This is a genomic window from Galbibacter sp. L-19 (assembly GCF_056857615.1).
Genome location: NZ_JBSXNL010000067.1, coordinates 159,382 through 183,329, shown reverse-complemented (window position 1 = coordinate 183,329; position 23,948 = coordinate 159,382). Strand labels below are relative to the sequence as shown.

Genomic DNA, 23,948 nt, shown 5'->3' with positions numbered 1-23,948 from the left:
AAACATATGAAAATTATAAAACAAATAGGAAGTTTATATGTACCTATTTTAACTCTAATACTTTTATTTGCCTCTTGTGCTGATAGCTTTTTAGAGCAACCAGCATTAGGTGCATTGAGTGAAGATGTAGTAGCAAACCAAGATGGAGTTGAAAAACTTCTTATTGGAGCTTATGGTGCATTAGATGGTCAAGGAGATGATTCTGCTCTTGGGGGGGGTAACCCTTGGGAATCTGCTCCAGACAACTGGATTTACGGAGCTGTAGCTGGAGGAACTGCTAGCAAAGGAAGTTTTGGAGGGGATCAGCCTGCAATAGATCCAATTGCTAAATTTACAACAGATCCTTCCAATGGTTTTTTTAATACTAAATGGAAAGCTTTATATGAAGGAGTTGCTAGATGTAACAATACACTAAGTATATTAGAAAAAGCAGAAGATGTTTCTGAAGCTGATAGAAAAAGTATTGCTGGTCAGGCACGTTTTTTAAGAGGTCACTATTATTTTGAGCTAAAGAAAATGTTTAATATGGTTCCTTGGATTGATGAGACCACCGAAACTCCAAAGCAGCCAAACGATCAAGATATCTGGCCGATGATTGAAGCAGATTTTCAATATGCTTATGATAATCTAGCGCCTACGCAAGGTGAGTTTGCTAGAGCAAATAAGTGGGCTGCTGCGGCATATTTAGGAAAAACATATTTATATCAACAAAAATTTGGAGAAGCTAAAACAATTTTTACTGATGTAATTAATATGGGTGTAAATTCTGCTGGTGAAAAATATGACTTAGTAGCTAACTTTAAAGATAACTTTGACGCTGCCACCGAAAACAATGCAGAAACTGTATTTGATATTCAAATGGTTGCTAATGATGGTACTGGATTAATTACAAACTCTAATCAAGGGGGGAAGTTAAATTTCCCATATAACAGCCCGTTTAGATGTTGTGGCTTTTTACAGCCAACACAAGATTTGGTTAATTCCTATAAAACTGATGAGACTACAGGTCTTCCAGATTTAGATAGCTACAATCAAGATCCTGTTAAAAACGATATGGGTATTTCTGCTGATGCTTCTTTTACTCCATATACAGGTTCTTTAGATCCTAGAGTAGACTGGACAGCTGGTCGTAGAGGTGTTCCTTTCCACGATTGGGGTTATCATCCTGGCGCTGCTTGGGTTAGAGATCAAGCTTACGGAGGTCCATATGCTCCTAAAAAGAATATTTATTGGCAAGCAACTCAAGATCAATATGCGGATCAAAGCTCTTGGGCACCTGGTACTGCTATAAATGTACATATTATCCGTTTTGCAGATGTATTACTAATGGCTGCCGAGGCAGAAGCACAAGCAGGAAGCCTGCCTGTAGCTATGGAATACGTTAATCGTGTGAGAAGAAGAGCTGCTAATCCAGATGGATTCTTAAAAGATTATATAGACCCTAGTGATCCACTAGCTGGTTTTGACGAAAGCACTAATGCTGCTAATTATAATATTAGCGAATATACAACTGCTCAATTTGGAAGTAAAGAAAATGCTTTAAAAGCTATTTATTTTGAAAGAAAATTAGAATTAGCCATGGAAGGACATCGTTTCTTTGACCTCGTACGCTGGGGTATTGCTGAACAAACTTTAAATGCATATTTTGCTTATCAAGGTAGCATTACAACCGACGTAAGAGGTGGAAAGTTTATTCCTGGAAGAAGCGAATACTATCCTATTCCTCAAGCGCAAATTGATTTAAGTGTTGATGAAAGCGGACAACCTACATTAACGCAGAATCCTGGATATTAATAGTTAATATGCTGTAGATAATTTAAAGCCTCCTATGTTCTAGGAGGCTTTATTTATTTTACATAGACCGTTTTTATATTTACAAACTCCTTAATACCAAAACTACTTAGCTCTCTCCCAAAACCAGAAGTTTTAATGCCTCCAAAAGGTAACCTCGGATCAGATTTTACAAGTTCGTTTATAAATACTGCACCTTCTTCAAACTTAGAAACGTTTTCCAGTACTTTATTAATGTTTTTTGAAAATATGGAAACTCCTAAACCAAATTCAGAATTATTGGAAATTTCTATAGCTTCTTCAAATGTTTTAAATGTTTTCACAGCAATTACTGGTCCAAAAGTCTCTTCTTTAAAAACTGGCATTTCATCTGTAACATCTGTAATAATTGTTGGAGCATAATAAGCTCCCTTACGTTCTCCTCCTAATAAAAGCTTCGCTCCCATTTTTACTGAGTCATTAACTTGTTTTTCTATATCTTTTGCCAAGCCTTCTCTTGCTAATACTCCTATATAAGTATCTCCTTCTAAAGGATTTCCACTCTTAAGTTTTTTTACTTTCTCTACATATTTTTCTAAATAAGCTTCTGCAATATCCTCTTGTAATAATAATCGTTTTGCCGCAATACAACTCTGACCAGTGTTTTGATAGCGTGCATTTACTCCTACTTCTACTGCTTTTTCTAAATCTGCATCATCTAAAACAATAAAAGCATTATTTCCACCAAGTTCTAGTACTGCTTTTTTAATTTCTTGAGCTGCAACACCAGCAACAGCGCTCCCTGCTGGTTTACTCCCAGTTAAGGTTACTGCTTTAATCTTTTTATTTTTAATTACAGATTCTACTTTATCGCTCCCAATAACTAAATTCTGAAACAATCCTTTAGGAAACCCTGCTTCTTCAAATACTTCTTGAATATTATTTGCACTTTTCATTACTGATGAAGCATGCTTTAATACTCCTGCATTTCCAGCCATTAATGCTGGAGCTGCAAATCTAAACACTTGCCAAAAAGGGTAATTCCATGGCATTACAGCCAATACAACTCCTAAAGAATTATAAGAAACATAACTTTTTTGGGCATCTGTTTCAATAAACTCATCCTTTAAAAAACTTGCTGCATTTTCTGCATAATACTCACATACCCACGCACATTTTTCTACCTCAGCAATAGCCTGTGTTATAGGCTTTCCCATTTCCTTTGAAATTACTTCGCCATATGCTTTTTTTCTCTTTTTTAATTCCTCTGCAGCTTTCGTCATTAATTTAGCTCGTTCCCTAAAAGATGTTTTCTTCCACTCTTTCTGAACTAAATCTGCTTCATCAATCTTTTCTGAAATTTCTTTTGTTGACAAAGGGGTAAAACTATATATCTTTTCTCCTGTATAAGGATTTATAGAGTGAATCATAACTTATATTTTTCAATAACCAATTTTTAACACTTCAAAACTTACGCTGAAGCAGTACACTAATTTACCATTTTGCATTTCTTTCTCTTCTTAAAAGAATGTTATTTGTTTATAACATCGTTGAAAACTATCTAACGCTATCAATTTTAAGCGCTTTAATAATTTATACCTTTAGTAAAACTTCACAATTATGGACACTAGAACATCGGATTTACTAAGTGTACGTCCAGAAATTCCATCAGCAATTATTTACGATTCAATGAGCAAAGACGAGCGTTTCCAAAACGTTACGCTACGACCCGTTATTAAATTGCAAAACGATTTATTATTAGAAGCTTTTAAGAATTATGCAAATAAGCACAAAGGTGTATTCTTCACTTTTTCGCTTGAAAAAAGGTTTCATTATATTGAAAACGCCATTCAGAAAGACATTAAGTTTCGAAACTCCTTAAAAGGAATTATTATTGGTCAGTTTACAGTTGATGAATATCTTATTTATATTGAAAATTCTTCCGCATTAAATAAACGAATGATGAATATTGTTGTGGAACGTTTGAAAGATCAAATTCAGCTTTTAGAAAACGAAGTATTGGTTTAGTATATCATTGATTTTATACTAATTAAACAACTAAAAACTCTCTACAATAGTTGCAGAGGTTTGTAGCGGACTTAAAACGTGTTTGCAACAAATTTACAAACACCTCTTTACCCCATATCATTCCATATCTGCAACCCAACAATGGAGAGAATTATGCATTTGTAATATTTGCAGCTAAATTTTTAATACCTAAAAAGGGCTGTAATAAAATTGCAAAGTTTTAGACCATATTAGAGACCAATAAAAACTCAAAATAACTATTTTTTAAATAAATTTTAGAAAATAGAAGCTTATTATACGCTATTTTTACAATAGATATTAATGAATATAACTAATGATTAAAGAACAATTATACCGTAAATGCTTAGACATTTTAAATGAAAGAATAGAACGCTATAGAACAGAAATAAATATAATTAAAGAGTCTGTAGAGAATGAAGACAAAACAAAAGGCGATGAAGATGAAGGAAGCAGCGGCAGTGGATATGGCAGTAATTTCACTAAAATATTAGAATATTTAGACGAAGCAAATAAGCTGAAATCAAAACTTAAACAAGTTGATATTTTTCAATCTAATGAAGTTGTCAAACAAGGGAGTTTAGTGGAATGCAGCAATGGAAATTTCTTTCTTTCTATTCCTTTAGGAAAAATTACCTTAGATAATACCACTTATTTTGCTATCTCTAAAGAAGCTCCTGTAGGTCAACTTTTAATAGATAAAAAAGTAGGAGAATCTATAAGCTTTAACAATAACACATTTAAGATTATAAAGATTTATTAATCTAATAACGAAACCCCATTTAAGTCGGTTGTTAAAACATCGCTCATATAATCAAAAAATGGGCGAACTGTTTTAAAAGCTTCATCTATTTTATCAATAAAGTTAACATCCAATGCATCGTTATCTGTAAATTTTTTAATAACGATATACTGCTTTTTGCGTATTAAATCTATTGCTGGATGCTCTTTATCAAAACCTCTAGGAGCAGTTTTAAGCTCCTCTCCTTCTATGCTTCCAAATTGCTTTTTAAAACTGTCCTCATTTAATATTTCTCGAATCTCTTGATCGTCCAACTCAAGCTCTTTTCTAATTCTTTGTAAGTCTTCTTTTTCGGGAGCCCAAAATCCACATGCTAAAAAAGTATTCCCAGGTTCTATATGTAAATAATACCCGCCTCTTAAGCGTGGCTTCACTCTACTAAAAGACCCCGATAAATGCTCTTTATAAGGTTGTTTATTAGCCGAAAACCGAACATCTCTATATATTCTAAACATCTTTAAATCATCAATCTCATCATGCATTCTCATTTTTATCATTAATTCTTGATAAAATCCTTTCACCTTCTTTTCTTCAGCTTTAAACTCCTTTTTATGCTCATTAAACCATTCTCGGTTATTATTTTTTTTCAATTCATTTAAAAAATTATAGGTAGATTTTGAAATGTGAGTATTGGACATACGACTTAACTGTTTTGTGAAACTTCGATAAAGTTATACAAATAGAATGTGTTTAAGTAGTAATAATTCTTAATTTTGAAATATCAATTAGAGAAGTTACTCTACCGAGTAATTAGAGAGTATTTAAAGTGAATACCTGAAATTATAAAACAAACTCCCTCGAGCAAGCCTAAATATGGCTTGAAAGGGAAGATATAAATATTTCGATATAAGCGTCGAGGCATTAAAATCTCGATTATCGAGTAACGCATATAAAATGTAAATTGCGAAATATGGGAACATCTATTATTGAAAGTATAAAAGAGCATAAACAACAACCAAATTTAAAATTTAGATTAAAAGAAACAGCCGAAAGATTTACAGATATCTTATTTTATACGCTTTTTGACGCAGAAACTCCAGTGGAAGAAAACATGAAGAAGCTAGAAGATACCTTTGAAGAATTGGTAGATTTAGCATGTTGGGATGTTGAAAAGCCTTGCGCAAAATTGTGGGATAATTACATTAAAAAGCTTCCTTATATATTAGAATTACTAAATCTAGATGCTAAAGCATTTGTAGAAGATGACCCTGCAGCACTTTCTAAAGAAGAAGTTTATTTATGCTACCCAGGTTTTTATGCTATTGCAATATATAGATTAGCGCATGAACTTTATGCTGTTGGTTTTCCTTTAGTACCAAGACTCATGACAGAATATGCACATAGACTTACAGGGGTAGATATTAACCCTGGTGCGGAGATAGGAAAGTCTTTTTTTATAGACCATGCTACTGGGATTGTAATTGGAGAAACTGCTGTGATTAAAGACCATGTAAGAATTTACCAAGGTGTTACTTTAGGAGCATTGTATGTTGCTAAAAACCTACAAAACACAAAAAGACATCCTACAATAGAAAAAAACGTTACTATATATGCAAATGCAACTATTCTAGGAGGAAATACTGTTATTGGAGAAAATAGCATTATTGGAGGAAATGTATGGTTAACAAAATCAATTCCCGCCAATTCTATAGTTTCTCACACTCCAGATATTAAAATAAAAACTGTTACTAATGAATAGTACCTCAATATTAGATCAAATAGGAAATACCCCTTTGGTAGAAGCCAAAGTATTAATAAAAAACCCAAACGTAAAACTACTTTTAAAATTAGAAGGCAATAATCCTGGTGGGAGTGTAAAAGACCGCCCCGCTTATAATATGATAAAAAGTGCTCTTGAAAGAGGCGATATCACAGAAAACACAAAGCTAATTGAAGCTACAAGTGGCAATACAGGAATTGCACTTGCCATGATTGCTAGTTTGTTTCATTTAGATTTAGAACTGGTAATGCCAGAAAACTCCACTAAGGAACGTGTCCAAACAATGCGTGCTTATGGGGCAAAATTAACGCTAACTTCTTCTGAAGTTGGTATTGAGGGCGCTAGAGATTATGCCGAAAATAAGGTTAAGAATGAAGGTTACGTAATGCTTAATCAGTTTGGAAATGACGATAATTGGAAAGCACATTATAAAACTACAGGGCCTGAAATCTGGCGTGATACCGATGGGAAAATCACCCATTTTGTGTCGTCCATGGGGACTACAGGAACTATTATGGGAACTTCCTCTTATTTAAAAGAACAAAATCATCAAATACAAATTGTAGGTGTACAACCTACAGACGAAGCTAAAATTCCAGGAATTAGAAAATGGCCAGAAGCTTACCTTCCAAAAATATTTAATCCAAAAAAAGTAGATCAAGTTATTGAAGTAAGTGAGGAAGAGGCTAGAAATATGGCTAAAGAACTTGCAAAAAAAGAAGGGATTTTTGCTGGAATGAGTAGCGGAGGTGCCGTAGCTGCCGCATTAAAACTTGCTGAAACCATAGAAAAAGGGGTTATTGTTGCCATTATTTGCGACCGTGGGGATCGTTATTTATCGTCCGATTTATTTGATTAATCTCTTAGCTTGTGAGTAAAAATATTGTTTCCACAACTTGGCTTGCTAAAAGAATAGATAATCCTAATCTTATTATTCTAGATGCTACATTTCCTTCTAAAGTTCCAATGGAGTTAGAAGGAAAGTGTATCAAAAATGCTCAGTATTTTGATTTAAAAAATGATTTTAGCAATCCAGAAGCAAGGTTTCCGAATACATTTCCTTCCATAGAAAAGTTTGAAAAAGGATGTAGAAAACTCGGAATTCATAAAAATAGTGACATTATTGTTTATGATATAGATGGTATTTATACGAGTCCTAGAGTTTGGTGGATGCTTAAAACTATAGGATTTGACAATGTATATGTACTTAATGGAGGACTCACTAAATGGATAGCTGACGGATTTGAAGTAATTAATAACTATAAAACCGATGTAGCAACAAGTAATTTTAAAGCAGATTTTCTAAAAACAGATGCGCTGAGGAGTTATCTATTTATTAAAAAGCATATTTCTTCTGAAAAAATTATTACTATTGATGCAAGGTCTAAAGGAAGATTCAATAATACTGAAGACGATCCGCGGAAGGAATTAAAAAGTGGGGCTATTCCAAATTCTATCAATATTCCTTATTCTGAAATATTAAAAAATGGATGCTTTAAGTCTGAAGCTGAATTAGAGGTTGTTTTTAAACATATTTCAGCAATAAACCCTTCAGAATTAGTTTTTTCCTGTGGTTCTGGAATTACTGCATGCATAGTTTTATTAGCTTCTGAAGGTATCATAAACTGCAAAAAATCTATTTATGATGGCTCATGGACAGAATGGGCTACTTTGGAAGGACATTTAAAGTAGTTTTGGTGTTACCGCTAAATACCTTTAAAAAAGAGACTGTTTAGTAACAGCCTCTTTAATAATTATAAACTTACACTCAAAAATCCTTTTTTCTGAACTTGAAACGCGTATAAAATTCCATTTTCTTTCACATTAATACCAATAGGCAATTCTTCCTCTTTTACATTAAACTTCTGTAAAGAGAATCCACAGGCAAAAACTTTAATTTCATTTTTTAATAGTAAATCTAGATATGGATTTATAAGTTTTTTATCCACCAATTGCTCTACTGCCTTTCCGCAGATAACCACATGAAATTCCCCATAACTATTCCCATCTTCTAATTTAAGTTTTTTAGCAGCTAAAGCTATTGGTTTTAGTTGCTCTATCTTTCTGGTTAAAACAAAATAGTTATGCAATACATCTTTCTCTACTTCTTGTGCATTTGCCATACTTCCTATAAAAGTTAGTATTATTATCAATCTTAAAATTATTACTTTTCTTATCATTTTATTTAATTATTATTTCTTTTTCCCAAAAAATCCCACTAACATCAGTAAGAGTTAATGTATACTTTCCTTTTGAGAGTTGATTAAATTTATTATCATTCAAATTTATAGTAGCCTTAGCCCCTAATGGTATTATTAAGCTATGCTTTCCTGGTTTTACCTTAGCGATATAGTAATTTTTAATTTGATCCTTTTTTAAAGCTGCTAATGCTTCGCCATTTATACGGTAAATGTCATTCTCATTACTATCTTTTAAAGAAACACTAATTAAAAATGAGCCGTAAACATCAACACCTTCCACTCTATAAACATCAAATACTAAACTAGATTCTTTAATAGATGCCTCATAAATCTCTACTTTAGGTTTCACAGATTTATTATGTAATGTTCCCCAGAGTCCTCCATGAAAGTATTGATTAGTATAAAGCGTTATAAAAAGTATAATAAAAGCTCCCACTAAGCCAATCCGCTTATAAACAGCAAGGTTAATGGGTAACCTGCCCGATCCAATCCAATTCCAATACCTCCATTTAGTAATTCGGAATTCTTTTTTCATAAGATATTGGTCGAACGAAAAATATCCGCTACCACTCAAAAACAGAGTAAAGCCAGTTGCAATTCCTAAAACGCCAATTTGCCACTCGTCTAAGCATGTTGTACCAATCCATCCAGAACCAAGTAAAATCCCCATTGCCAAGCCAAAAACTCCTACACTCATAGCGCGCGTAAATAACCCAAACATTATAAACAGCCCTACTATTCCTTCAATAATAGTAAAGCTCATCATTGCGAACCATAAATGATCTGGGGTTTCAACTAAAAACTGAATAATCGGCTTTATACCTAAGGCATTAGGAAGAAAATGATTAAACTTCTCCCCTATATATCCCGGAAGTTCTGGATCTAATTTATCCTTTAGTATTAATCGCCTCCAAAAGGCAGAAAAATATGTCCACCCTACCACCAAGCGCAGCGAGAGTGTAAAAAGTCCAGCCATAGAAAATGACTGCTTATTAATTTTATTCATCAATTTAAATTTTGTGTTAGAATATTTTGCTTTCCTTATAAAAACAATTGCATAGGAAGACCAATATTCATCTCTAATTAACTTAATAGAATAATTAGAAAGTCTTCCTGAGGAATAAAATCCTCTTCAAAATGCTGGTATTTACATAAGGTAAGTTTGCATATTCTCATACAAAATATACATAGGAACCCCTAAATGATTGTAACAATACAGTATTGAAGAATCAAATTTCCCATTTTGATTTCTTGCTGAAAAAGTAATTATAGAAAATTTGAAGAAATAAAGTTTAGTAAGTGCTATTTGTACTCTTTTAACCTTAGATCTTCCTTCTTTATAATGCTTACTTATTGCTACGCATCTATTAAAGGTTTGTGCTGTTTTGCTTTTATTAAGCGTAGAAGTTTTTTCCAAACCTGCAAAATCCTGCATGGAGTTTCTAGCAGAACATGGAGAGCTTAAAAGTAAAATACTTAGCAGTATAAGCACAAAATAATGTGCCTCAAATTTTATTTTATAGCCCTTTAACATCACTATCGCAAAAATAAGTTTATAAATAAGAATGATTGTTAAAAAATTCATATTTATAAACATATATGTCCGAGTGAAAATACAAGACCGCTTCGTTATATGAGAAAAGACTAAATCTTAGCTACCATAAAAAATAAGCTGTTTAAAGAAACCATATTACTAAAATCCTCATTTAAAGCATGTAATTCTTTGGTTCAATAAATTCCGTTAACTTTTATAGCACAACAATAATTTATAAATTAGATTCCTAAACCCTACTAAAAAAACCATAAAGCCAAACACTATTTAAAATAATTAAGTTACAAAATAACTATTCTGAAAAGACATTTGAAGTGATTTTGTACTTGCTACTAACACTCCCTATTAAGCTAATAGATTTTCTTACAAAAGAAATGTTCTAAATTTGTAGTAATACAACAATTTACAACTATGGAAACAGTAATCATTATAACCATTATCCTTATTTTAATCAGTTTTACCATTAGTATGTTTGGATCTGTAGTTGGTTTTGGTGGTGGAATATTTATGGTTCCTATTTTAATTACTGTTTTTCATTTCCCACTAACAACGGCAGTGGGTTCGGTAATGATTTCTCTAATTCCCTCTTCCTTAATTTCTACTTATTTAAACCGAAAGGAAGGTTTTGTGGATTTTAAAATGGGAATCCTTTTGGAAATCCCAACTATTTTTGGAGTCGTATTAGGAACCTTACTACTCTCCTATATTTCAGCAGAACATTTAGAAATATTATTTGCAATTTTAGTTCTTTTTCTTGGAATCTCTTTCTTCTTAAAAAAAGGGAAAAAAGACAAAAAAGGAAACGGAGGTTTTTTCTATCATTTAAATAAATACAAACCTCGATACATTATTAAAAACACAAAAAACCACGTTGCCTACCGTTTTAGTGTTTGGATGGTTTTATTTTTTGGGCTTTTAGCAGGTACACTAGCAGGGCTTTTTGGAATAGGAGGCGGATTTTTAAAAACACCTATTATGCTAAAAGTATTTAAAATGCCTGCCAAAATTGCTACCGCTACTGCCCTATTTATGATTGTTATTACTAGTACTACAGGAACATTTAGTCATTTTATACTCGGTCATATCCAATTTGATAAAGCATGGCCAATTATGCTCGGTTTTGCAGCTGGTGCTTTAGGAGGTCAGCGATTAAATTTAAAAATGAAAAATAAAACCCTAGAAAAGCTTATAGGAATGGGGTTGGTACTAGCCGCTTTAGTTATGATGTCTAATTTTATTATAAAGTAGTTTTAATTCACAACCACTTCTTCCTTTTAAAATACACCAGCATTAATACTAGAATTAAAAACATAATTCCCAATACAATAAAATACGAGTATTTATTATGCAATTCGGGCATATAATCAAAATTCATCCCATAAATTCCTGCAATAAAGGTTAACGGTATAAAAATACTCGCCATAATTGTAAGTACTTTCATTACTTCATTCATTTTATTACTCACATTACTCATATACATTTCCATCAAACTCATACTCATTTCTCGAAGCATTTCAATGGTTTCATGTATTTGAATGCTATGGTCGTTTACATCACTTAAAAAAAGTTTTGTCTCTGGATGAAATAAACGATGATCGGTTTTTACTAACCTATTTGAGATCTCTCTTACAGGAAATACATTTCTTCTAATTGCTAGCACTTCTTTACGCAAAGCCTGAATATTAGAGGCTATTTCTTGTTCCGGATTATTATAAACACGCTCTTCTAATAGCTCCGTTTGATTTGTTAATTCTTCTAGAATAACAAAATATTGATCTATAATAGCATCAATTAAAGCAAAAAAAAGATAATCGGCTCCTCTAGTTCGAATACGACCAAATTTATTAGCTAAACGCTCTCTAACGCCTTTAAAAACATCATCCTCCACTTCTTGAAACAGCAATACCGCATGCTCTGTAAGAATCAAAGCTACATGTTCGGTTATAAGCTTATAATTATCATCTAAATAAAGCATCTTTAAAACACAAAACACATAATCGTCGTACTCATCTACTTTTGGACGCTGATTGGTATTTACTAAATCTTCTAAAACAAGCGGATTAATATTGTAGTATTTTCCTAGTTTCTCAATCTCTGCCTCGTTGCTTAAACCCTGTACATTTATCCAAGAAACTGTATCGGTATCTCTAAACTTAAAAGCGTCTTCAACTTTTGCAAGTGTTTCGGCTTGGTAAAAATCGTCCGCATAATCTGTTACAGAGACTTTGTAAGTACCATCTTTACGAAGCCCCATATAGGTAACAGTACCAGGAGCTTTACCAACTTTTTGAATAGATTTAAAAGGACGTCGAATTTTATCTTTTAGATTTAGCTTTCTTTTAGTCATATTCTAATAATGCTTTTTATAAAGATATGAAAAACTTAATGTCTCTCTTCAAGCACTCTTGCAATGTCTTTTAATGTGTAACCCTTAGCTTGAAGTAGAATTAAATAATGAAAAAGTAAATCGGCACTTTCATTTAAAAACAATTCTTCATTATCATCTTTAGCTTCAATAACTGTCTCCACAGCTTCCTCTCCTACTTTTTGAGCAATCTTATTTATTCCACTTCTAAAGAGAGAAGCTACATAACTCTTTTCATTATTTTGGTTTTCTTTTCTATCAGAAATTATTTTTTCCAATTCGCTTAAAAAACCAAAACTGGTTTCATTTTTTTCCGCCCAACAGGTATCGGTCCCTTTATGGCAAACAGGCCCAACAGGATTTACTTGAATTAAAAGAGTATCGTTATCACAATCAACCTTTATGTCTTTTAGCATTAAAAAATTCCCACTTTCTTCACCTTTGGTCCACAAACGCTGTTTAGTTCTACTATAAAAGGTAACTTTTTGTGTCGCTACAGTTTTTTTATAAGCCTCCTCATTCATGTACCCAAGCATTAATACTTGCTTTGTATTGGCATCTTGAATTACTGCAGGAACCAATGTATCGTTATTTTTATTAAAATCAATTTCCATTTTCTATCCTTAAATTCTTATTTTTTGATATTCGCAAAAAGAGTTTCAATTTATAATCGAACTGGAATATTATTCGTTCTTAAAACTTCTTTTAAATCGTTAATTTCTATTTCTTTAAAATGAAAAACACTAGCTGCCAGTGCTGCATCTGCTTTTCCCTTAATAAAAGTATCTGTAAAATGTGCTATTTTCCCTGCTCCTCCAGAAGCAATAATTGGAATATTTAATTCCGTAGAAAGTTTTGCCAACGCTTCATTTGCAAAACCATCTTTTGTTCCATCATTATCCATAGAAGTAAATAGTATTTCTCCTGCTCCACGTTGTTCCACTTCTTTAGCCCATTCAAACAGATTAAGATCGGTAGGAACTTTCCCTCCTACCAAATGCACTTTCCATTGACCATTAATCTGTTTAGCATCAATAGCAACCACTACACACTGACTTCCAAATTTAGCTGACAAATCGTTAATTAACTGCGGATTTTTAACTGCGGAAGAATTAACAGAAACCTTATCGGCACCCGATTTCAATAATACATCCACATCTTCCACCGAAGAAATTCCGCCTCCAACAGTAAAGGGAATATTTACATTTTCTGCCACACGAAGCACTAAATCTATTAAGGTTTTTCTACGCTCTTCTGTAGCAGAAATATCTAGAAACACCAACTCATCTGCTCCATTCTCTGCATATAATTTTGCCAGTTCAACAGGATCACCAGCATCTCTTAAATCAACAAAGTTCACACCTTTTACAGTGCGTCCGTTCTTAATATCCAAACAAGGGATTATCCGTTTTGTAAGCATTTACGATTTCTTTAAAAATTGAGTTTTTAGAACAATAGTACTTTTTCCTACTCTACATTCTACTTCATCTGGAGAGCCTGTTAACCTAATATTTTTAATAACATTTCCTCGTTTTAGGGTTTTAGACATCCCTTTAACTTTTAAATCCTTTGTTAAATGAACCGAGTCTCCGTCGTTTAACACATTTCCATTACTGTCTTTTACTTCCATACTATTTATATTTTGATACTTATAAAACGTTCTGTTATATTGAACGATACTGAACTACTACTAACTTTCCAATTCCTCCCGATAGGATTTCAGAGAAAAAGACAGCGTTTAAAAATTACTTGTTAAGTATATAGTTTTCTAATTGTTTTAAACTAATTCTTCCTTCGTAAATAGCTTTTCCAATAATAGTTCCTTCACAACCAATCTCCGCTAATTTTGGCAACTCATCAAAGGTTGAAATTCCTCCAGATGCAATCAGTTTTATTTTTTCTGAATTTTCTATAATTCGCTTATATAAATCAAACGAAGGTCCTTCTAGCATCCCGTCTTTACTTATATCGGTACAAATTACATATTCTATTCCTTTTTGTAAGTATTTAGCGATAAAAGGCACTAATTTTTCCTCAGATTCTTCTTGCCAGCCAGAAATGGCTACTTTCTCTTTGTCGGCATCGGCTCCTAAAATAATTTTATCATTGCCATATGTGTTAATCCAATTTTCAAAAATTTCAGGCTCTTTAACCGCAATACTTCCCCCAGTAATTTGATTAGCGCCACTTTCAAAAGCTATTTTCAAATCCTCATCCGATTTTAATCCGCCTCCAAAATCTACTTTTAAGCTTGTTTTAGAAGCAATAGCTTCCAAAACCTTATAATTTACTATATGCTTGCTTTTAGCGCCATCAAGATCCACCAAATGCAAGTGCTCTATTCCGTGAGCCTCAAACTCTTTAGCAACCTCCAAAGGATGCTCGTTATATATTTTCTTGGTATTGTAATCGCCTTTAGAAAGTCGTACACATTTCCCATCTATTATATCTATTGCAGGTATTATTCTCATTGCTCTAAATTCTTTGTTCTATACTCTCTTATCTTTATTCTTTGTACTAAATACTTTGTACTTTTAATCTCATCTACAACTTCAAAAAATTCTCCAACACCCGCTGTCCTGCACTACTACTTTTTTCTGGATGAAATTGAGTTCCATAAAAATTTTCTTTTTGCAAAGCTGACGAATAATCCAGTTCATAATTAGAAATGGCTATAGTTTCCGAACAAATGGGTGCATAAAAACTATGAACTAAATACATGTATTCATTTTCAGATATCCCATCAAATAAATCTGTTTTTAATGCTGATATTTGGTTCCATCCAATTTGAGGAACTTTTACTTTGTTGCTAAATTTCTTTACTTCAGCATCAAAAATACCTAGTCCATTGGTATTTCCTTCTTCAGAAAATTTACACATTAATTGCATCCCTAAACAAATTCCTAAAACGGGTTGGTTAAGAGTCGGAATTAAAACATCTAATCCAGTTGCTTTTAATTTTTTCATAGCACTGCTTGCTTCTCCAACTCCTGGAAAAATAACTTTATCTGCTTTCAATATTGTTTCAGAGTTATGAGTTAATACTGGATTAATTCCTATTCTCTGAAAAGCAAATTTTATACTTTGAATGTTTCCAGCTCCGTAATCTATGATTGCTATTTCCACTATTATATTTTAAAAATTCTATTAAAAAAGTAAAAAATAAGCTATGTGTATATTTTCTACGTTGATATTTAATTAATTAATCACCAGCTACATACACTTTTAATCTAAAGCATTCCTTTAGTAGATGGTAAAATCATTTTTTCTGAGTCTCTTTTAACAGCCACCTTAATTGCTTTAGCAAAAGCCTTAAAAATAGCCTCTATTTTATGATGCTCATTTTGGCCTTCTGCTTTGATATTTAAATTGGCTTTTGCTCCATCTGTAAACGATTTAAAAAAGTGATAAAACATTTCTGTTGGCATCTGCCCTATCATCTCTCTTTTAAAATCGGCTTCCCAAACCAACCAATTTCTCCCTCCAAAATCAATAGCAACTTGCGCTAAACAATCGTCCATTGGAAGACAAAATCCGTAACGTTCAATTCCCAACTTATTTCCTAAAGCTTTACTAAAAACTTCACCTAATGCAATAGCAGTATCTTCAATAGTATGATGCTCATCTACCTCTAAGTCCCCATTAACTTTAACTACAAGATCCATTTGCCCATGACGTGCTATTTGATCCAACATATGGTCAAAGAAAGACAAGCCTGTATTAATATCGCTCTTTCCTGTTCCATCAAGATTCAAATTGATAAAAATGTCTGTCTCGTTAGTTTTTCTTTCAATCTGAGCAGTACGATTATCTAGTTTTAAAAACTCATAAATAGCTTTCCAACTTGCTGTTTCCAACGCTATAAAAGAATCTAAATCAGTTCTTTTAACCGAAATTTCATCAGCTCCCAAATAGCTTTCATCATTAATAAAAATAGCTTTAGACCCTAGGTTTTTAGCAAGTTCCACATCGGTAAGACGGTCGCCTATTACATAAGAATCCTTTAAATTATATGCCTCTGAGAAATACTTAGTAAGGAGTCCTGTATTGGGTTTTCTTGTAGGAGCATTATCTTTTGCAAAGGTTTTATCAATAAAGACTTCATCAAAAGCCACTCCTTCATTTTCAAAAGCACGCATTATAAAGTTATGCACTGGCCAAAACGTGTTTTCAGGATACACTTCAGTCCCTAGTCCGTCTTGATTTGTTATCATTACCAGCTCATAATCAAACTCGTTTGCTATTTTTTTCATGTATGTAAATGCTTCGGGATAGAAATCCAATTTATCAAAGGCATCTATTTGCTCATCAGCAGGTTCTTTTATAAGCGTTCCATCACGATCTATAAAAAGTACTTTTTTAGCCATTATAATTCTTTTAAAACTTTTATTAATTTTTTGTTTTCTGAAGGAGTTCCTATTGTAAATCGGAGAGTGTTTTCACATAAAGGCTGCGTAGAACGATTACGAATTACAATACCTTTATCTAGCAATTGTTGATAACGTAAATTAGCATTATCAACTTTTACCAACACAAAATTAGCATCCGACGGATATATTTTTTGCACAAAATTAACTTCAAGTAAAACTTCATATAAAGCACTTCTTTCAATTAAAATAGAGCTTATTTCATTTTTAACAGACTCTTTGTCTAAAACTCTATCTAAAGCTTTTTTTTGAGTTAACTCATTTACATTATAAGGAGGTTTAATTTTATTTATTACTGAAATAATTTCTTCTGAAGCATAACAAATCCCCAATCTAATTCCAGCCATTCCATAAGCTTTAGACAAAGTTTGCGCAACTATTAAATTAGGATACTCTGAAAGTTTTGACACCCAAGTTTGCGACTCAGAAAAATCTATATACGCCTCATCTATAACAACAATTCCAGGAAAGCTTTTCAACAAAATTTCAATTTTATCTGCTTTAAAAGCATTCCCTGTAGGATTATTAGGTGAACAAATAAATAACAACTTAGAATTAGCATCTGCCACTCTCAAAATCTCTGTTACATCTGGCTCGTAATCTTCTGTGAGTAGAACTTCTCTATTCTCCACATCGTTAGTTTCAGCCAGTACTTTATACATCCCATAAGTTGGAGGAAGTGTAATGACATTATCAATTTTGGGCTCGCAAAAGGCTCTATAGATAAGATCGAGCACTTCATCACTTCCGTTACCTAAAAGTATTTGAGAAGCTTTTATTTGTCTCTGTAAAGCCAATTCTCCCTTTAGAGAGCGTTGCTGTGGGTCTGGATACCGATTCACCCCATTATTATACGGGTTTTCATTCGCATCTAAAAACACCATATCCTTATCAAAGTCCTTAAATTCATCCCTCGCGGACGAATAAGGTTTTAGTTTCTTAACGTTCTCTCGAACTAAGTTATTTATATTGAATGTCATTTATAATTATTTGTTTATAACCTACCTCTCTTGACTTGTCTTTTGCTACTGCAAATCTTTAAGACGTAATGTTACAGCATTTTTATGTGCTTGTAAACCTTCTACCTCCGCCATTAATTCAATAGCTGATCCTATGTTTTTTATTCCCTCTTTAGTTATTTTCTGAAAAGTCATACTCTTCATAAAACTATCCAAATTAACGCCGCTATACTGTTTTGCATATCCATTAGTTGGCAACGTATGATTGGTTCCTGAAGCATAATCTCCAGCACTCTCAGGCGTGTAATCTCCTATAAAAACCGAACCCGCATTGGTAACACCATTTACATAAAAATCTTCGTTACTTGTTACAACTATAAAATGTTCCGGACCATACTCATTAATAAGTTTTAGCGCTTCTTTATCATTTTCAACTAAAATAAAACGAGAATTCTCTATAGCTTTGTTTGCAATTTCAACTCTTGGCAATTCTTTTATTTGCGTTTCTATTTCTTCGGAAACCGCATCTATTAAATCTTTTGAGGTAGAAACTAAAATAACCTGACTATCAGTACCGTGTTCGGCTTGCGAAAGTAAATCGGAGGCTACATATCTTGCATTCGCTGTTTCATCTGCAACAACCAATAATTCCGACGGTCCAGCAGGCATATCGATTGCCACATTATACCGTGTTGCCAATTGTTTTGCTACCGTTACAAACTGATTCCCTGGACCAAAAATTTTATAAACTTTAGACATAGTCTCGGTCCCAAAAGTCATCCCCGCAATAGCCTGAATCCCTCCAACCTTGATTACCTTATTAACCCCACATAGTTTGGCGGTATATAATATTGCAGGATTTACCTTTCCTTCTTTGTTGGGTGGAGTACATAAAACTACTTCTTTACAGCCTGCAATTTGCGCAGGCACAGCCAACATTAGAATTGTAGAAAACAAGGGAGCTGTTCCTCCTGGAATATACAAACCTACTTTTTCAATAGGTCTTTTTTCTTGCCAACACAAAACTCCATTGGTTGTCTCAATCTTTACCTTGTCTGTTTTTTGTGCTGCATGAAAATTAGTAATATTCTCTTTTGCTAGGGCAATAGCTGCCTTTAAGTCTTCTGATATAGATTTGCTAGCTTCTTTAAATTCTACTTCGGAAACTATATTTGTATCTAATGCTACTCCATCAAAAAGACTCGTGTATTTCTTAATCGCTTCATCGCCTTTTTGCCTTACCTCCTTAAAAACTTCACTTACTGTAGCTTCAATATCGTCTATTGTTTGCGTTGGACGCTTTAATATCTCCGCCCAATCTTCTTGTTTCGGATTGTATATTTTATTCATCTGTTGCTATTTTTTTATTTTTCATTATTGCCCAATAAAAAGTAACCTGATTTTATTAAACTCCAGTTATATCAAGGTTTAAAATAGATTTTCAAAATAACTCCTTGTTATTAAAAAGTATATTTTTTAATAGTTATGATTTACTCTTTTTTCTTACACCAAAGCAATCTTGCATTTTTACTCGAACATTAATGTTTATTTTTTTAATTGGTCAGATAGAAATCGCCAACTAATATTTTGGTTGTTGGTTTTCCAACAACTACATTACCATTTTTTCAATTGGACATACTAAAATTCCTTCAGCACCAACAACTTTTAGCTCATCTATAATCTCCCAAAAACGGTCTTTATTTATTACGGTATGGATTGAACTCCATCCCTCTTCCGCTAAAGGTAAAACTGTAGGACTACGCATTCCAGGCAGCAGTTCTATAATTTTATCAATCTTCTCATTTGGCGCATTTAAAAGCACATACTTAGAATCCCTAGCCTTTAAAACCGATTGTATTCTGAATTTTAATCTTTCAACAATGGGTCTAATTTCATCTTCAATTTGCGGAGGCGCAACCAAAACTGCTTCACTGTTTAATATAGATATTACTTCTTTTAAATTGTTTTTAAACAAAGTGCTCCCACTCGAAACAATATCTACAATAGCATCTGCTAATCCAATGTTTGGAGCAATCTCTACAGAACCATTGATAATATGAAGCTCGGCATTTATTCTTTCTCGTTGTAAGAATTCGTTTACCGTATTTGGATATGAAGTTGCTATACGCTTTCCTTCTAAATCTTTAACCGATTTAAAGTCAGTGTTTTTAGGAACTGCCAAGGACACTTTACACTTAGAAAAACCTAATTTCTCTACTATCTGTAAATCTTTCCCCTTCTCTATTAATAAATTCTCTCCAACAATTGCTAAATCTACTACTCCATCTCTTAAATACTGAGGAATATCTCCATTTCGTAAATACATTACTTCCAGAGGAAAGTTTCTTGCCGATGCCTTTAATTGGTCTATTCCATTTTCTATAGAAATACCACAATCTTTTAGAATCTTTAGAGAATCTTCGTTCAATCTTCCTGATTTCTGAATTGCAATTTTTATTTTTCTTTCTTCCATTAGTTCTAATAATATACTTTAAATTTTGGTATGATTCTTTTTAAAATTTTTCAATAAAAAAACCCGTTTGATTACTCAAACGGGTTTTTATTATGTTAAAATCACACATAACAATCTCACCTCGCTTGAGCGCAAGTATGAAAATGATGATGATGTGATGTATATAATGTCATTGTCTCTTTTATATCCTACAAATTTAAATCATTCTAAAAAATATATGCAAATTATATTTTGTTTTTTATCAGAAAATTATAAAATCTATCTATTTTAACGTAAAAAGTTATATTTTTCTTATTTCTGTATTCAAAATTGATAATTCCTCTATCAAAAAAATAAAATTATAAAGGTTTCCACGCTTCTTTATGTCATATTACTAAAAAATAATATCTTGTGCTGCATTTTAAAATAATAATGATACTTATATAATGAGAACTTTTACTACTATTTTGGTTTTATTAATACTAACTATTACCAGCCCCCTTTCTGCTCAAAGTAAGAAAGATTTAAAAGAAGAAGTTGCTACGTTAAATGAAAAGCTAAAAGTTTTAAGACAAACCGAAGCCGATTTAACTGTTGCACAAAATAAGATTAAGAGTCTTGAGTTTCAAGTAACTCAACTTGAAGAAACCAACCAAGGACTTTTAGATAACATGAATAACTTCTTATCTACATCCACTCAACAATCTAACAGTATTAGTAGAACTTTAGAAGCTTTAAGAAAAAAAGAAAAACAAATTAAAGGCATCAGAGATTCTTTTAGTGCGAACGATTCTATTGCTTTATTAGTACTTACCGACCTAAAAAAAACTTTAGGAGAAAGCGCTCAAATTGGTGTTGAAAAAGGAGCCATTATTGTAAAAATGGAGAATACTTTTCTATTTGGAGCTAAAGAAGGTAATTCTGCTGTAGAAGCTTCTTCAAAAGACTTTTTAAATAGAATCTCTGCTACAGTTAACAAATACCCTGCACTAAACGTTTCCATCCAAAGTGCTGGTGGAGATTGGGGAATTAACGCTTTGAGAGCTTCTTCTGTAGCTAAACTATTACAAGAAGAGTTTGAAGTTACTCCTACTAGACTTGAAGTTACTACAAAAGCAGGCGGTGGAAATGTAACTTATGTGTTTTTACACCCAGATTTTAATGCTTTCTATCTTGATGTTCGAGAAGAATTGAAAAACCCTAACTAATAGCGTTTTCTACTTCTGATTAAAATATTTAAATGCCTCTCATAATTCTAATGAGAGGCATTTTTTTTGGCGCGATTAAAGTAATCCTATATTATTTCAGGAAAAAATTAAATACTTTATCCCTATTTTTATAAATTAGTGGCAACTAAATACATACCTACTCAATAATTTTATATGATTCTATTCTCTTTGTAATGATAGCACAAATTAACCCCTCAAACATTACCGAAATTCCATATTTCATTCCTATTGCCATTACCTTTGCTTTCTTTGTCGGTTTATTTATAGGACGCTCTCTAAAGAACAATACATACAAAAATGAACTCGAAAAATGTCTTCTCGATAAGAGCACCTTGGTTAATAACTTAAAAAGTGAATCCATTAATTTTAAAGAAGACAATAAAATTAAAGCCATTCAAACACGTGGAAGAAGCGGGATGGCGTTAGAAGGCGATCTAAAAGTTGCGAAAGTTAAAAAAACAACGACTTCGCTTAAACTCGATTTTAACACTATTGGAATTGCTTCTGAGGAGGCAAAAGACGATCTTAAAAAAATTGAAGGAATTGGCCCTTTTATTGAAAAAAAATTAAATGGGATTGGTATTTATAAATACGACCAATTAAGTAAACTTAGTGATAAGGACATTGAAATTGTTACTGAGCTTATTGAATTTTTCCCGGGGCGAATTAAAAGAGACGATTGGAAAGGAAAAGCACAGTTGTTAAAAGAAAATCGGGATAAAAAAAACTGAGCCTCTAAATAGAAACTCAGTTTTTATATTTCTGCATTATTGATTCCCTAGAATAATAGGCAATCCTTTGTCTCCTCCACCTATTATAATAACTTTTGAGTTTGGAGATTCTGAAAGTCTATTTGTTGCTTCAATTCCTTTGTCTTGAAGAATTTTATCTGTTAAAGACGCACTCAATATCTGGTTTGCATCTGCCTTACCTTGTGCTTCAATTATTTGTTTTTTAGCTTCTTTTTCTGCCTTTTCAATTCTAAATTCGTATTCCAAAGATTCTTGCTCTTGGCGTAATTTACGCTCAATTGCATCTTTTATTGTTGCTGGCAATGTAACATCTCGTACTAATACTTCATTTAATTGCACATATTGATTTTTTAGTATTTCTTTTGTTTCAACAAAAATTTCTTCTTGGATAGCATCTCTTTTACTGGAGTATAATTGTTCTGGAGTATATCTCCCAACCACACTTCTTGCTGCAGACCTTATTGCAGGTTGTAAAACTCGAGAAACATAATCAACTCCTTTTTCTTGATGTAAAGAACCTAATTTATCATATTGAGGTTGAAACCAAATAGAGGCATCCAATTTAATCTCCAATCCATTTGAAGAAAGTACTTGCATTTTTTCTGAAACTTCTTGCTGACGCACTTCATAAATAGTGACTCTATTCCAAGGCGCTATAATATTAAACCCCTCTCTTAAAGGCGGTTCATCTGTAACCACCCCTCCATCAAAGGGTCTAAATAAAACTCCAGCCTCTCCAGAGTCAATATCTACAGCAGATTTAAAAAGTATAATAATAACTGCAATAGCAATTATAACAATAGGTATTCCAATTTTAGGTAATTTGTTCATTTGTTAGTTTTTATCATTTTAAAAATTAATTATTAGCCGTTATCTACAAACCCAGGATAGAGTGTCATTCCTCCATCTACAAATAAAGTGGTTCCGTTTACATATTCCGATTTATCAGAAGCTAACCAAATAGCTGCTTCCGCTATATCTTCTGGCTCTCCTAGCCTATTATAAGGAATTAATTTTAATAAATGCTTATGTTTTTCATCATCTTTCCAAACATCTTCATTTATTGGAGTTTTAATAGCTCCAGGCGCAATACTATTCACTCTAATAAGTTTATTTGCAGTTTCTTGAGATAGGGAGCGCATCAATTCTGTTAACCCTCCTTTAGAAGCAGAATAATTAATATGTCCTGCCCAAGGAATTTCTTGATGCACAGAACTCATAAAAATTATTTTTCCAGCAGATTTGCTAATTCCTTCCACCACCCCTCGTTTTAAAAAGTAGTTTACTGCTTCTTTAGCACACAAAAAAGCCCCTGTAAGATTTGTACGGATTACAGCATTCCAATCTTTTAACGTCATTTCATGGAAAGGCGCATCTTTTTGAATCCCTGCATTACTTATTAATATATCTAAATTTCCGTATTCATTAAAAACAGCATCAAACATCCGAGCTACATCTGCTTCATCTCCAACATCTGCTTGAACTGCAAACGCTTTTTTACCTAGAGCTTCTATACTTTTAACAACGTCTTCTGCGCCTTCCTTATCAGAATAATAATTAACAGCTACATTAGCTCCTTCTTTAGCCAAATAATAAGCAATAGACTTCCCTATTCCAGAGCTTCCTCCTGTAACTAAAGCAACTTGATTTTCTAATAAGCCCATTTTTTCAAG

The 23,948-nt window shown here is 32.7% G+C and carries 26 protein-coding genes; 9 read left to right on the top strand and 17 right to left on the bottom strand.

The genetic code is table 11. The features are described from left to right. Window positions 1-6: 6 nt before the first annotated feature. Complete coding sequence (locus AC13CQ_RS14135) at window positions 7-1,794, top strand: RagB/SusD family nutrient uptake outer membrane protein (RefSeq protein ID WP_335587924.1); 1,788 nt, start codon at window positions 7-9, stop codon at window positions 1,792-1,794. 53 nt (window positions 1,795-1,847) lie between these two features. On the opposite strand, the gene AC13CQ_RS14130 is transcribed toward AC13CQ_RS14135, so the two are convergent. After that, on the bottom strand, window positions 1,848-3,200 hold the full coding sequence (locus tag AC13CQ_RS14130) for an NAD-dependent succinate-semialdehyde dehydrogenase (RefSeq protein ID WP_474507670.1): 1,353 nt from the start codon (window positions 3,198-3,200) through the stop codon (window positions 1,848-1,850). 190 nt (window positions 3,201-3,390) lie between these two features. On the opposite strand from AC13CQ_RS14130, the gene AC13CQ_RS14125 reads away from it, so the two are divergent. Both AC13CQ_RS14125 and AC13CQ_RS14120 read left to right on the top strand, forming a co-directional pair. Continuing rightward, a complete protein-coding gene (locus tag AC13CQ_RS14125; RefSeq protein WP_008614432.1) occupies window positions 3,391-3,798 on the top strand; it encodes a hypothetical protein in 408 nt (135 codons plus the stop codon). Window positions 3,799-4,132: 334 nt separating this feature from the next. Then, a complete protein-coding gene (locus AC13CQ_RS14120) occupies window positions 4,133-4,579 on the top strand; it encodes a transcription elongation factor (protein ID WP_008614430.1) in 447 nt (148 codons plus the stop codon). Here the strand turns inward: AC13CQ_RS14120 and AC13CQ_RS14115 are convergent. After that, window positions 4,576-5,256: a DUF2461 domain-containing protein gene (locus AC13CQ_RS14115; RefSeq protein ID WP_335587922.1), complete on the bottom strand. Its 681-nt coding sequence runs from the start codon at window positions 5,254-5,256 to the stop codon at window positions 4,576-4,578. The genes AC13CQ_RS14120 and AC13CQ_RS14115 overlap by 4 nt on opposite strands. A 272-nt stretch (window positions 5,257-5,528) precedes the next feature. Here AC13CQ_RS14115 and epsC point away from each other — a divergent pair, with 272 nt between their 5' ends. Genes epsC through AC13CQ_RS14100 form a run of 3 tightly spaced genes read left to right on the top strand, consistent with a single transcriptional unit; the run spans window position 5,529 to window position 8,030 of the window. Then, window positions 5,529-6,317 carry a serine O-acetyltransferase EpsC gene (gene epsC, locus AC13CQ_RS14110; protein ID WP_008614427.1) on the top strand — a complete coding sequence of 263 codons (789 nt, stop codon included), beginning with the start codon at window positions 5,529-5,531 and terminating at the stop codon, window positions 6,315-6,317. Beyond that, window positions 6,310-7,197 (top strand): cysteine synthase CysM, encoded by an 888-nt coding sequence (cysM, locus tag AC13CQ_RS14105; RefSeq protein WP_008614426.1) that lies wholly within the window; start codon window positions 6,310-6,312, stop codon window positions 7,195-7,197. Before epsC ends, cysM begins: the two co-directional genes overlap by 8 nt. 11 nt (window positions 7,198-7,208) lie before the next feature. Then, window positions 7,209-8,030 carry a sulfurtransferase gene (locus AC13CQ_RS14100; protein WP_474507696.1) on the top strand — a complete coding sequence of 274 codons (822 nt, stop codon included), beginning with the start codon at window positions 7,209-7,211 and terminating at the stop codon, window positions 8,028-8,030. 62 nt (window positions 8,031-8,092) lie between these two features. On the opposite strand, the gene AC13CQ_RS14095 is transcribed toward AC13CQ_RS14100, so the two are convergent. From AC13CQ_RS14095 to AC13CQ_RS14085, 3 genes are all read right to left on the bottom strand, one after another. Next, window positions 8,093-8,518 carry a DsrE family protein gene (locus tag AC13CQ_RS14095; protein ID WP_474507697.1) on the bottom strand — a complete coding sequence of 142 codons (426 nt, stop codon included), beginning with the start codon at window positions 8,516-8,518 and terminating at the stop codon, window positions 8,093-8,095. Between the two features lies 1 nt (window position 8,519). Then, window positions 8,520-9,545: a TQO small subunit DoxD gene (locus AC13CQ_RS14090; RefSeq protein WP_474507364.1), complete on the bottom strand. Its 1,026-nt coding sequence runs from the start codon at window positions 9,543-9,545 to the stop codon at window positions 8,520-8,522. Window positions 9,546-9,686: 141 nt separating this feature from the next. After that, window positions 9,687-10,124 (bottom strand): hypothetical protein, encoded by a 438-nt coding sequence (locus AC13CQ_RS14085; RefSeq protein WP_474507363.1) that lies wholly within the window; start codon window positions 10,122-10,124, stop codon window positions 9,687-9,689. A gap of 378 nt (window positions 10,125-10,502) precedes the next feature. On the opposite strand from AC13CQ_RS14085, the gene AC13CQ_RS14080 reads away from it, so the two are divergent. Then, the gene (locus AC13CQ_RS14080) at window positions 10,503-11,339 is read left to right on the top strand and encodes a sulfite exporter TauE/SafE family protein (RefSeq protein WP_008614421.1); all 837 of its coding nucleotides are present in this window, start codon (window positions 10,503-10,505) and stop codon (window positions 11,337-11,339) included. A 7-nt stretch (window positions 11,340-11,346) separates the two neighbouring features. On the opposite strand, the gene corA is transcribed toward AC13CQ_RS14080, so the two are convergent. The 10 genes from corA to hisG form a co-directional block, all read right to left on the bottom strand. After that, window positions 11,347-12,438, bottom strand: coding sequence for a magnesium/cobalt transporter CorA (corA, locus tag AC13CQ_RS14075; RefSeq protein WP_008614417.1), 1,092 nt, complete (start codon window positions 12,436-12,438; stop codon window positions 11,347-11,349). Between the two features lie 35 nt (window positions 12,439-12,473). Further along, window positions 12,474-13,070, bottom strand: a complete 597-nt coding sequence (gene hisIE, locus AC13CQ_RS14070; protein WP_474507362.1) for a bifunctional phosphoribosyl-AMP cyclohydrolase/phosphoribosyl-ATP diphosphatase HisIE — start codon at window positions 13,068-13,070, stop codon at window positions 12,474-12,476. Between the two features lie 50 nt (window positions 13,071-13,120). Then, a complete protein-coding gene (hisF, locus tag AC13CQ_RS14065; RefSeq protein WP_008614415.1) occupies window positions 13,121-13,876 on the bottom strand; it encodes an imidazole glycerol phosphate synthase subunit HisF in 756 nt (251 codons plus the stop codon). Then, entirely contained in the window at window positions 13,877-14,086 is a 210-nt protein-coding gene (locus AC13CQ_RS14060) for an alkylphosphonate utilization protein (RefSeq protein ID WP_008614414.1), read from the bottom strand. A 115-nt stretch (window positions 14,087-14,201) separates the two neighbouring features. Then, window positions 14,202-14,927 (bottom strand): 1-(5-phosphoribosyl)-5-[(5-phosphoribosylamino)methylideneamino]imidazole-4-carboxamide isomerase, encoded by a 726-nt coding sequence (hisA, locus tag AC13CQ_RS14055; RefSeq protein WP_456867293.1) that lies wholly within the window; start codon window positions 14,925-14,927, stop codon window positions 14,202-14,204. 73 nt (window positions 14,928-15,000) lie between these two features. Further along, window positions 15,001-15,582 carry an imidazole glycerol phosphate synthase subunit HisH gene (gene hisH, locus AC13CQ_RS14050; RefSeq protein WP_008614412.1) on the bottom strand — a complete coding sequence of 194 codons (582 nt, stop codon included), beginning with the start codon at window positions 15,580-15,582 and terminating at the stop codon, window positions 15,001-15,003. 104 nt (window positions 15,583-15,686) lie between these two features. After that, window positions 15,687-16,823: a bifunctional histidinol-phosphatase/imidazoleglycerol-phosphate dehydratase HisB gene (hisB, locus tag AC13CQ_RS14045; protein ID WP_456867295.1), complete on the bottom strand. Its 1,137-nt coding sequence runs from the start codon at window positions 16,821-16,823 to the stop codon at window positions 15,687-15,689. Further along, a complete protein-coding gene (gene hisC / locus AC13CQ_RS14040) occupies window positions 16,823-17,863 on the bottom strand; it encodes a histidinol-phosphate transaminase (protein ID WP_474507361.1) in 1,041 nt (346 codons plus the stop codon). Before hisC ends, hisB begins: the two co-directional genes overlap by 1 nt. 45 nt (window positions 17,864-17,908) lie before the next feature. Then, window positions 17,909-19,192, bottom strand: a complete 1,284-nt coding sequence (gene hisD, locus AC13CQ_RS14035) for a histidinol dehydrogenase (RefSeq protein WP_482882955.1) — start codon at window positions 19,190-19,192, stop codon at window positions 17,909-17,911. 259 nt (window positions 19,193-19,451) lie between these two features. Further along, on the bottom strand, window positions 19,452-20,315 hold the full coding sequence (hisG, locus tag AC13CQ_RS14030; RefSeq protein WP_008614408.1) for an ATP phosphoribosyltransferase: 864 nt from the start codon (window positions 20,313-20,315) through the stop codon (window positions 19,452-19,454). Window positions 20,316-20,740: 425 nt separating this feature from the next. Here hisG and AC13CQ_RS14025 point away from each other — a divergent pair, with 425 nt between their 5' ends. Next, window positions 20,741-21,502: a nucleoporin Nup88 family protein gene (locus tag AC13CQ_RS14025; RefSeq protein WP_008614407.1), complete on the top strand. Its 762-nt coding sequence runs from the start codon at window positions 20,741-20,743 to the stop codon at window positions 21,500-21,502. 194 nt (window positions 21,503-21,696) lie between these two features. After that, a complete protein-coding gene (locus AC13CQ_RS14020; protein WP_008614406.1) occupies window positions 21,697-22,254 on the top strand; it encodes a hypothetical protein in 558 nt (185 codons plus the stop codon). Window positions 22,255-22,290: 36 nt separating this feature from the next. Here AC13CQ_RS14020 and AC13CQ_RS14015 read toward each other — a convergent pair whose 3' ends face one another. Beyond that, window positions 22,291-23,106 (bottom strand): prohibitin family protein, encoded by an 816-nt coding sequence (locus tag AC13CQ_RS14015; RefSeq protein ID WP_337900513.1) that lies wholly within the window; start codon window positions 23,104-23,106, stop codon window positions 22,291-22,293. A gap of 32 nt (window positions 23,107-23,138) precedes the next feature. After that, window positions 23,139-23,939, bottom strand: coding sequence for an SDR family oxidoreductase (locus AC13CQ_RS14010; protein ID WP_008614395.1), 801 nt, complete (start codon window positions 23,937-23,939; stop codon window positions 23,139-23,141). Between the last annotated feature and the right edge of the window lie 9 nt (window positions 23,940-23,948).

What these genes read in the sequence shown, in the direction of transcription:
- hisA (WP_456867293.1), bottom strand. Translation starts at nt 14,927, where the DNA reads ATGAGAATAATACCTGCAATAGATATAATAGATGGGAAATGTGTACGA.
- AC13CQ_RS14120 (WP_008614430.1), top strand. Translation starts at nt 4,133, where the DNA reads ATGATTAAAGAACAATTATACCGTAAATGCTTAGACATTTTAAATGAA.
- AC13CQ_RS14090 (WP_474507364.1), bottom strand. Translation starts at nt 9,545, where the DNA reads ATGAATAAAATTAATAAGCAGTCATTTTCTATGGCTGGACTTTTTACA.
- AC13CQ_RS14060 (WP_008614414.1), bottom strand. Translation starts at nt 14,086, where the DNA reads ATGGAAGTAAAAGACAGTAATGGAAATGTGTTAAACGACGGAGACTCG.
- AC13CQ_RS14130 (WP_474507670.1), bottom strand. Translation starts at nt 3,200, where the DNA reads ATGATTCACTCTATAAATCCTTATACAGGAGAAAAGATATATAGTTTT.
- corA (WP_008614417.1), bottom strand. Translation starts at nt 12,438, where the DNA reads ATGACTAAAAGAAAGCTAAATCTAAAAGATAAAATTCGACGTCCTTTT.
- AC13CQ_RS14135 (WP_335587924.1), top strand. Translation starts at nt 7, where the DNA reads ATGAAAATTATAAAACAAATAGGAAGTTTATATGTACCTATTTTAACT.
- AC13CQ_RS14125 (WP_008614432.1), top strand. Translation starts at nt 3,391, where the DNA reads ATGGACACTAGAACATCGGATTTACTAAGTGTACGTCCAGAAATTCCA.
- hisB (WP_456867295.1), bottom strand. Translation starts at nt 16,823, where the DNA reads ATGGCTAAAAAAGTACTTTTTATAGATCGTGATGGAACGCTTATAAAA.
- AC13CQ_RS14085 (WP_474507363.1), bottom strand. Translation starts at nt 10,124, where the DNA reads ATGAATTTTTTAACAATCATTCTTATTTATAAACTTATTTTTGCGATA.
- hisIE (WP_474507362.1), bottom strand. Translation starts at nt 13,070, where the DNA reads ATGGAAATTGATTTTAATAAAAATAACGATACATTGGTTCCTGCAGTA.
- AC13CQ_RS14015 (WP_337900513.1), bottom strand. Translation starts at nt 23,106, where the DNA reads ATGAACAAATTACCTAAAATTGGAATACCTATTGTTATAATTGCTATT.
- AC13CQ_RS14080 (WP_008614421.1), top strand. Translation starts at nt 10,503, where the DNA reads ATGGAAACAGTAATCATTATAACCATTATCCTTATTTTAATCAGTTTT.
- epsC (WP_008614427.1), top strand. Translation starts at nt 5,529, where the DNA reads ATGGGAACATCTATTATTGAAAGTATAAAAGAGCATAAACAACAACCA.
- AC13CQ_RS14115 (WP_335587922.1), bottom strand. Translation starts at nt 5,256, where the DNA reads ATGTCCAATACTCACATTTCAAAATCTACCTATAATTTTTTAAATGAA.
- AC13CQ_RS14010 (WP_008614395.1), bottom strand. Translation starts at nt 23,939, where the DNA reads ATGGGCTTATTAGAAAATCAAGTTGCTTTAGTTACAGGAGGAAGCTCT.
- hisC (WP_474507361.1), bottom strand. Translation starts at nt 17,863, where the DNA reads ATGACATTCAATATAAATAACTTAGTTCGAGAGAACGTTAAGAAACTA.
- AC13CQ_RS14020 (WP_008614406.1), top strand. Translation starts at nt 21,697, where the DNA reads ATGATAGCACAAATTAACCCCTCAAACATTACCGAAATTCCATATTTC.
- hisD (WP_482882955.1), bottom strand. Translation starts at nt 19,192, where the DNA reads ATGAATAAAATATACAATCCGAAACAAGAAGATTGGGCGGAGATATTA.
- cysM (WP_008614426.1), top strand. Translation starts at nt 6,310, where the DNA reads ATGAATAGTACCTCAATATTAGATCAAATAGGAAATACCCCTTTGGTA.
- AC13CQ_RS14025 (WP_008614407.1), top strand. Translation starts at nt 20,741, where the DNA reads ATGAGAACTTTTACTACTATTTTGGTTTTATTAATACTAACTATTACC.
- hisF (WP_008614415.1), bottom strand. Translation starts at nt 13,876, where the DNA reads ATGCTTACAAAACGGATAATCCCTTGTTTGGATATTAAGAACGGACGC.
- AC13CQ_RS14095 (WP_474507697.1), bottom strand. Translation starts at nt 8,518, where the DNA reads ATGATAAGAAAAGTAATAATTTTAAGATTGATAATAATACTAACTTTT.
- hisG (WP_008614408.1), bottom strand. Translation starts at nt 20,315, where the DNA reads ATGGAAGAAAGAAAAATAAAAATTGCAATTCAGAAATCAGGAAGATTG.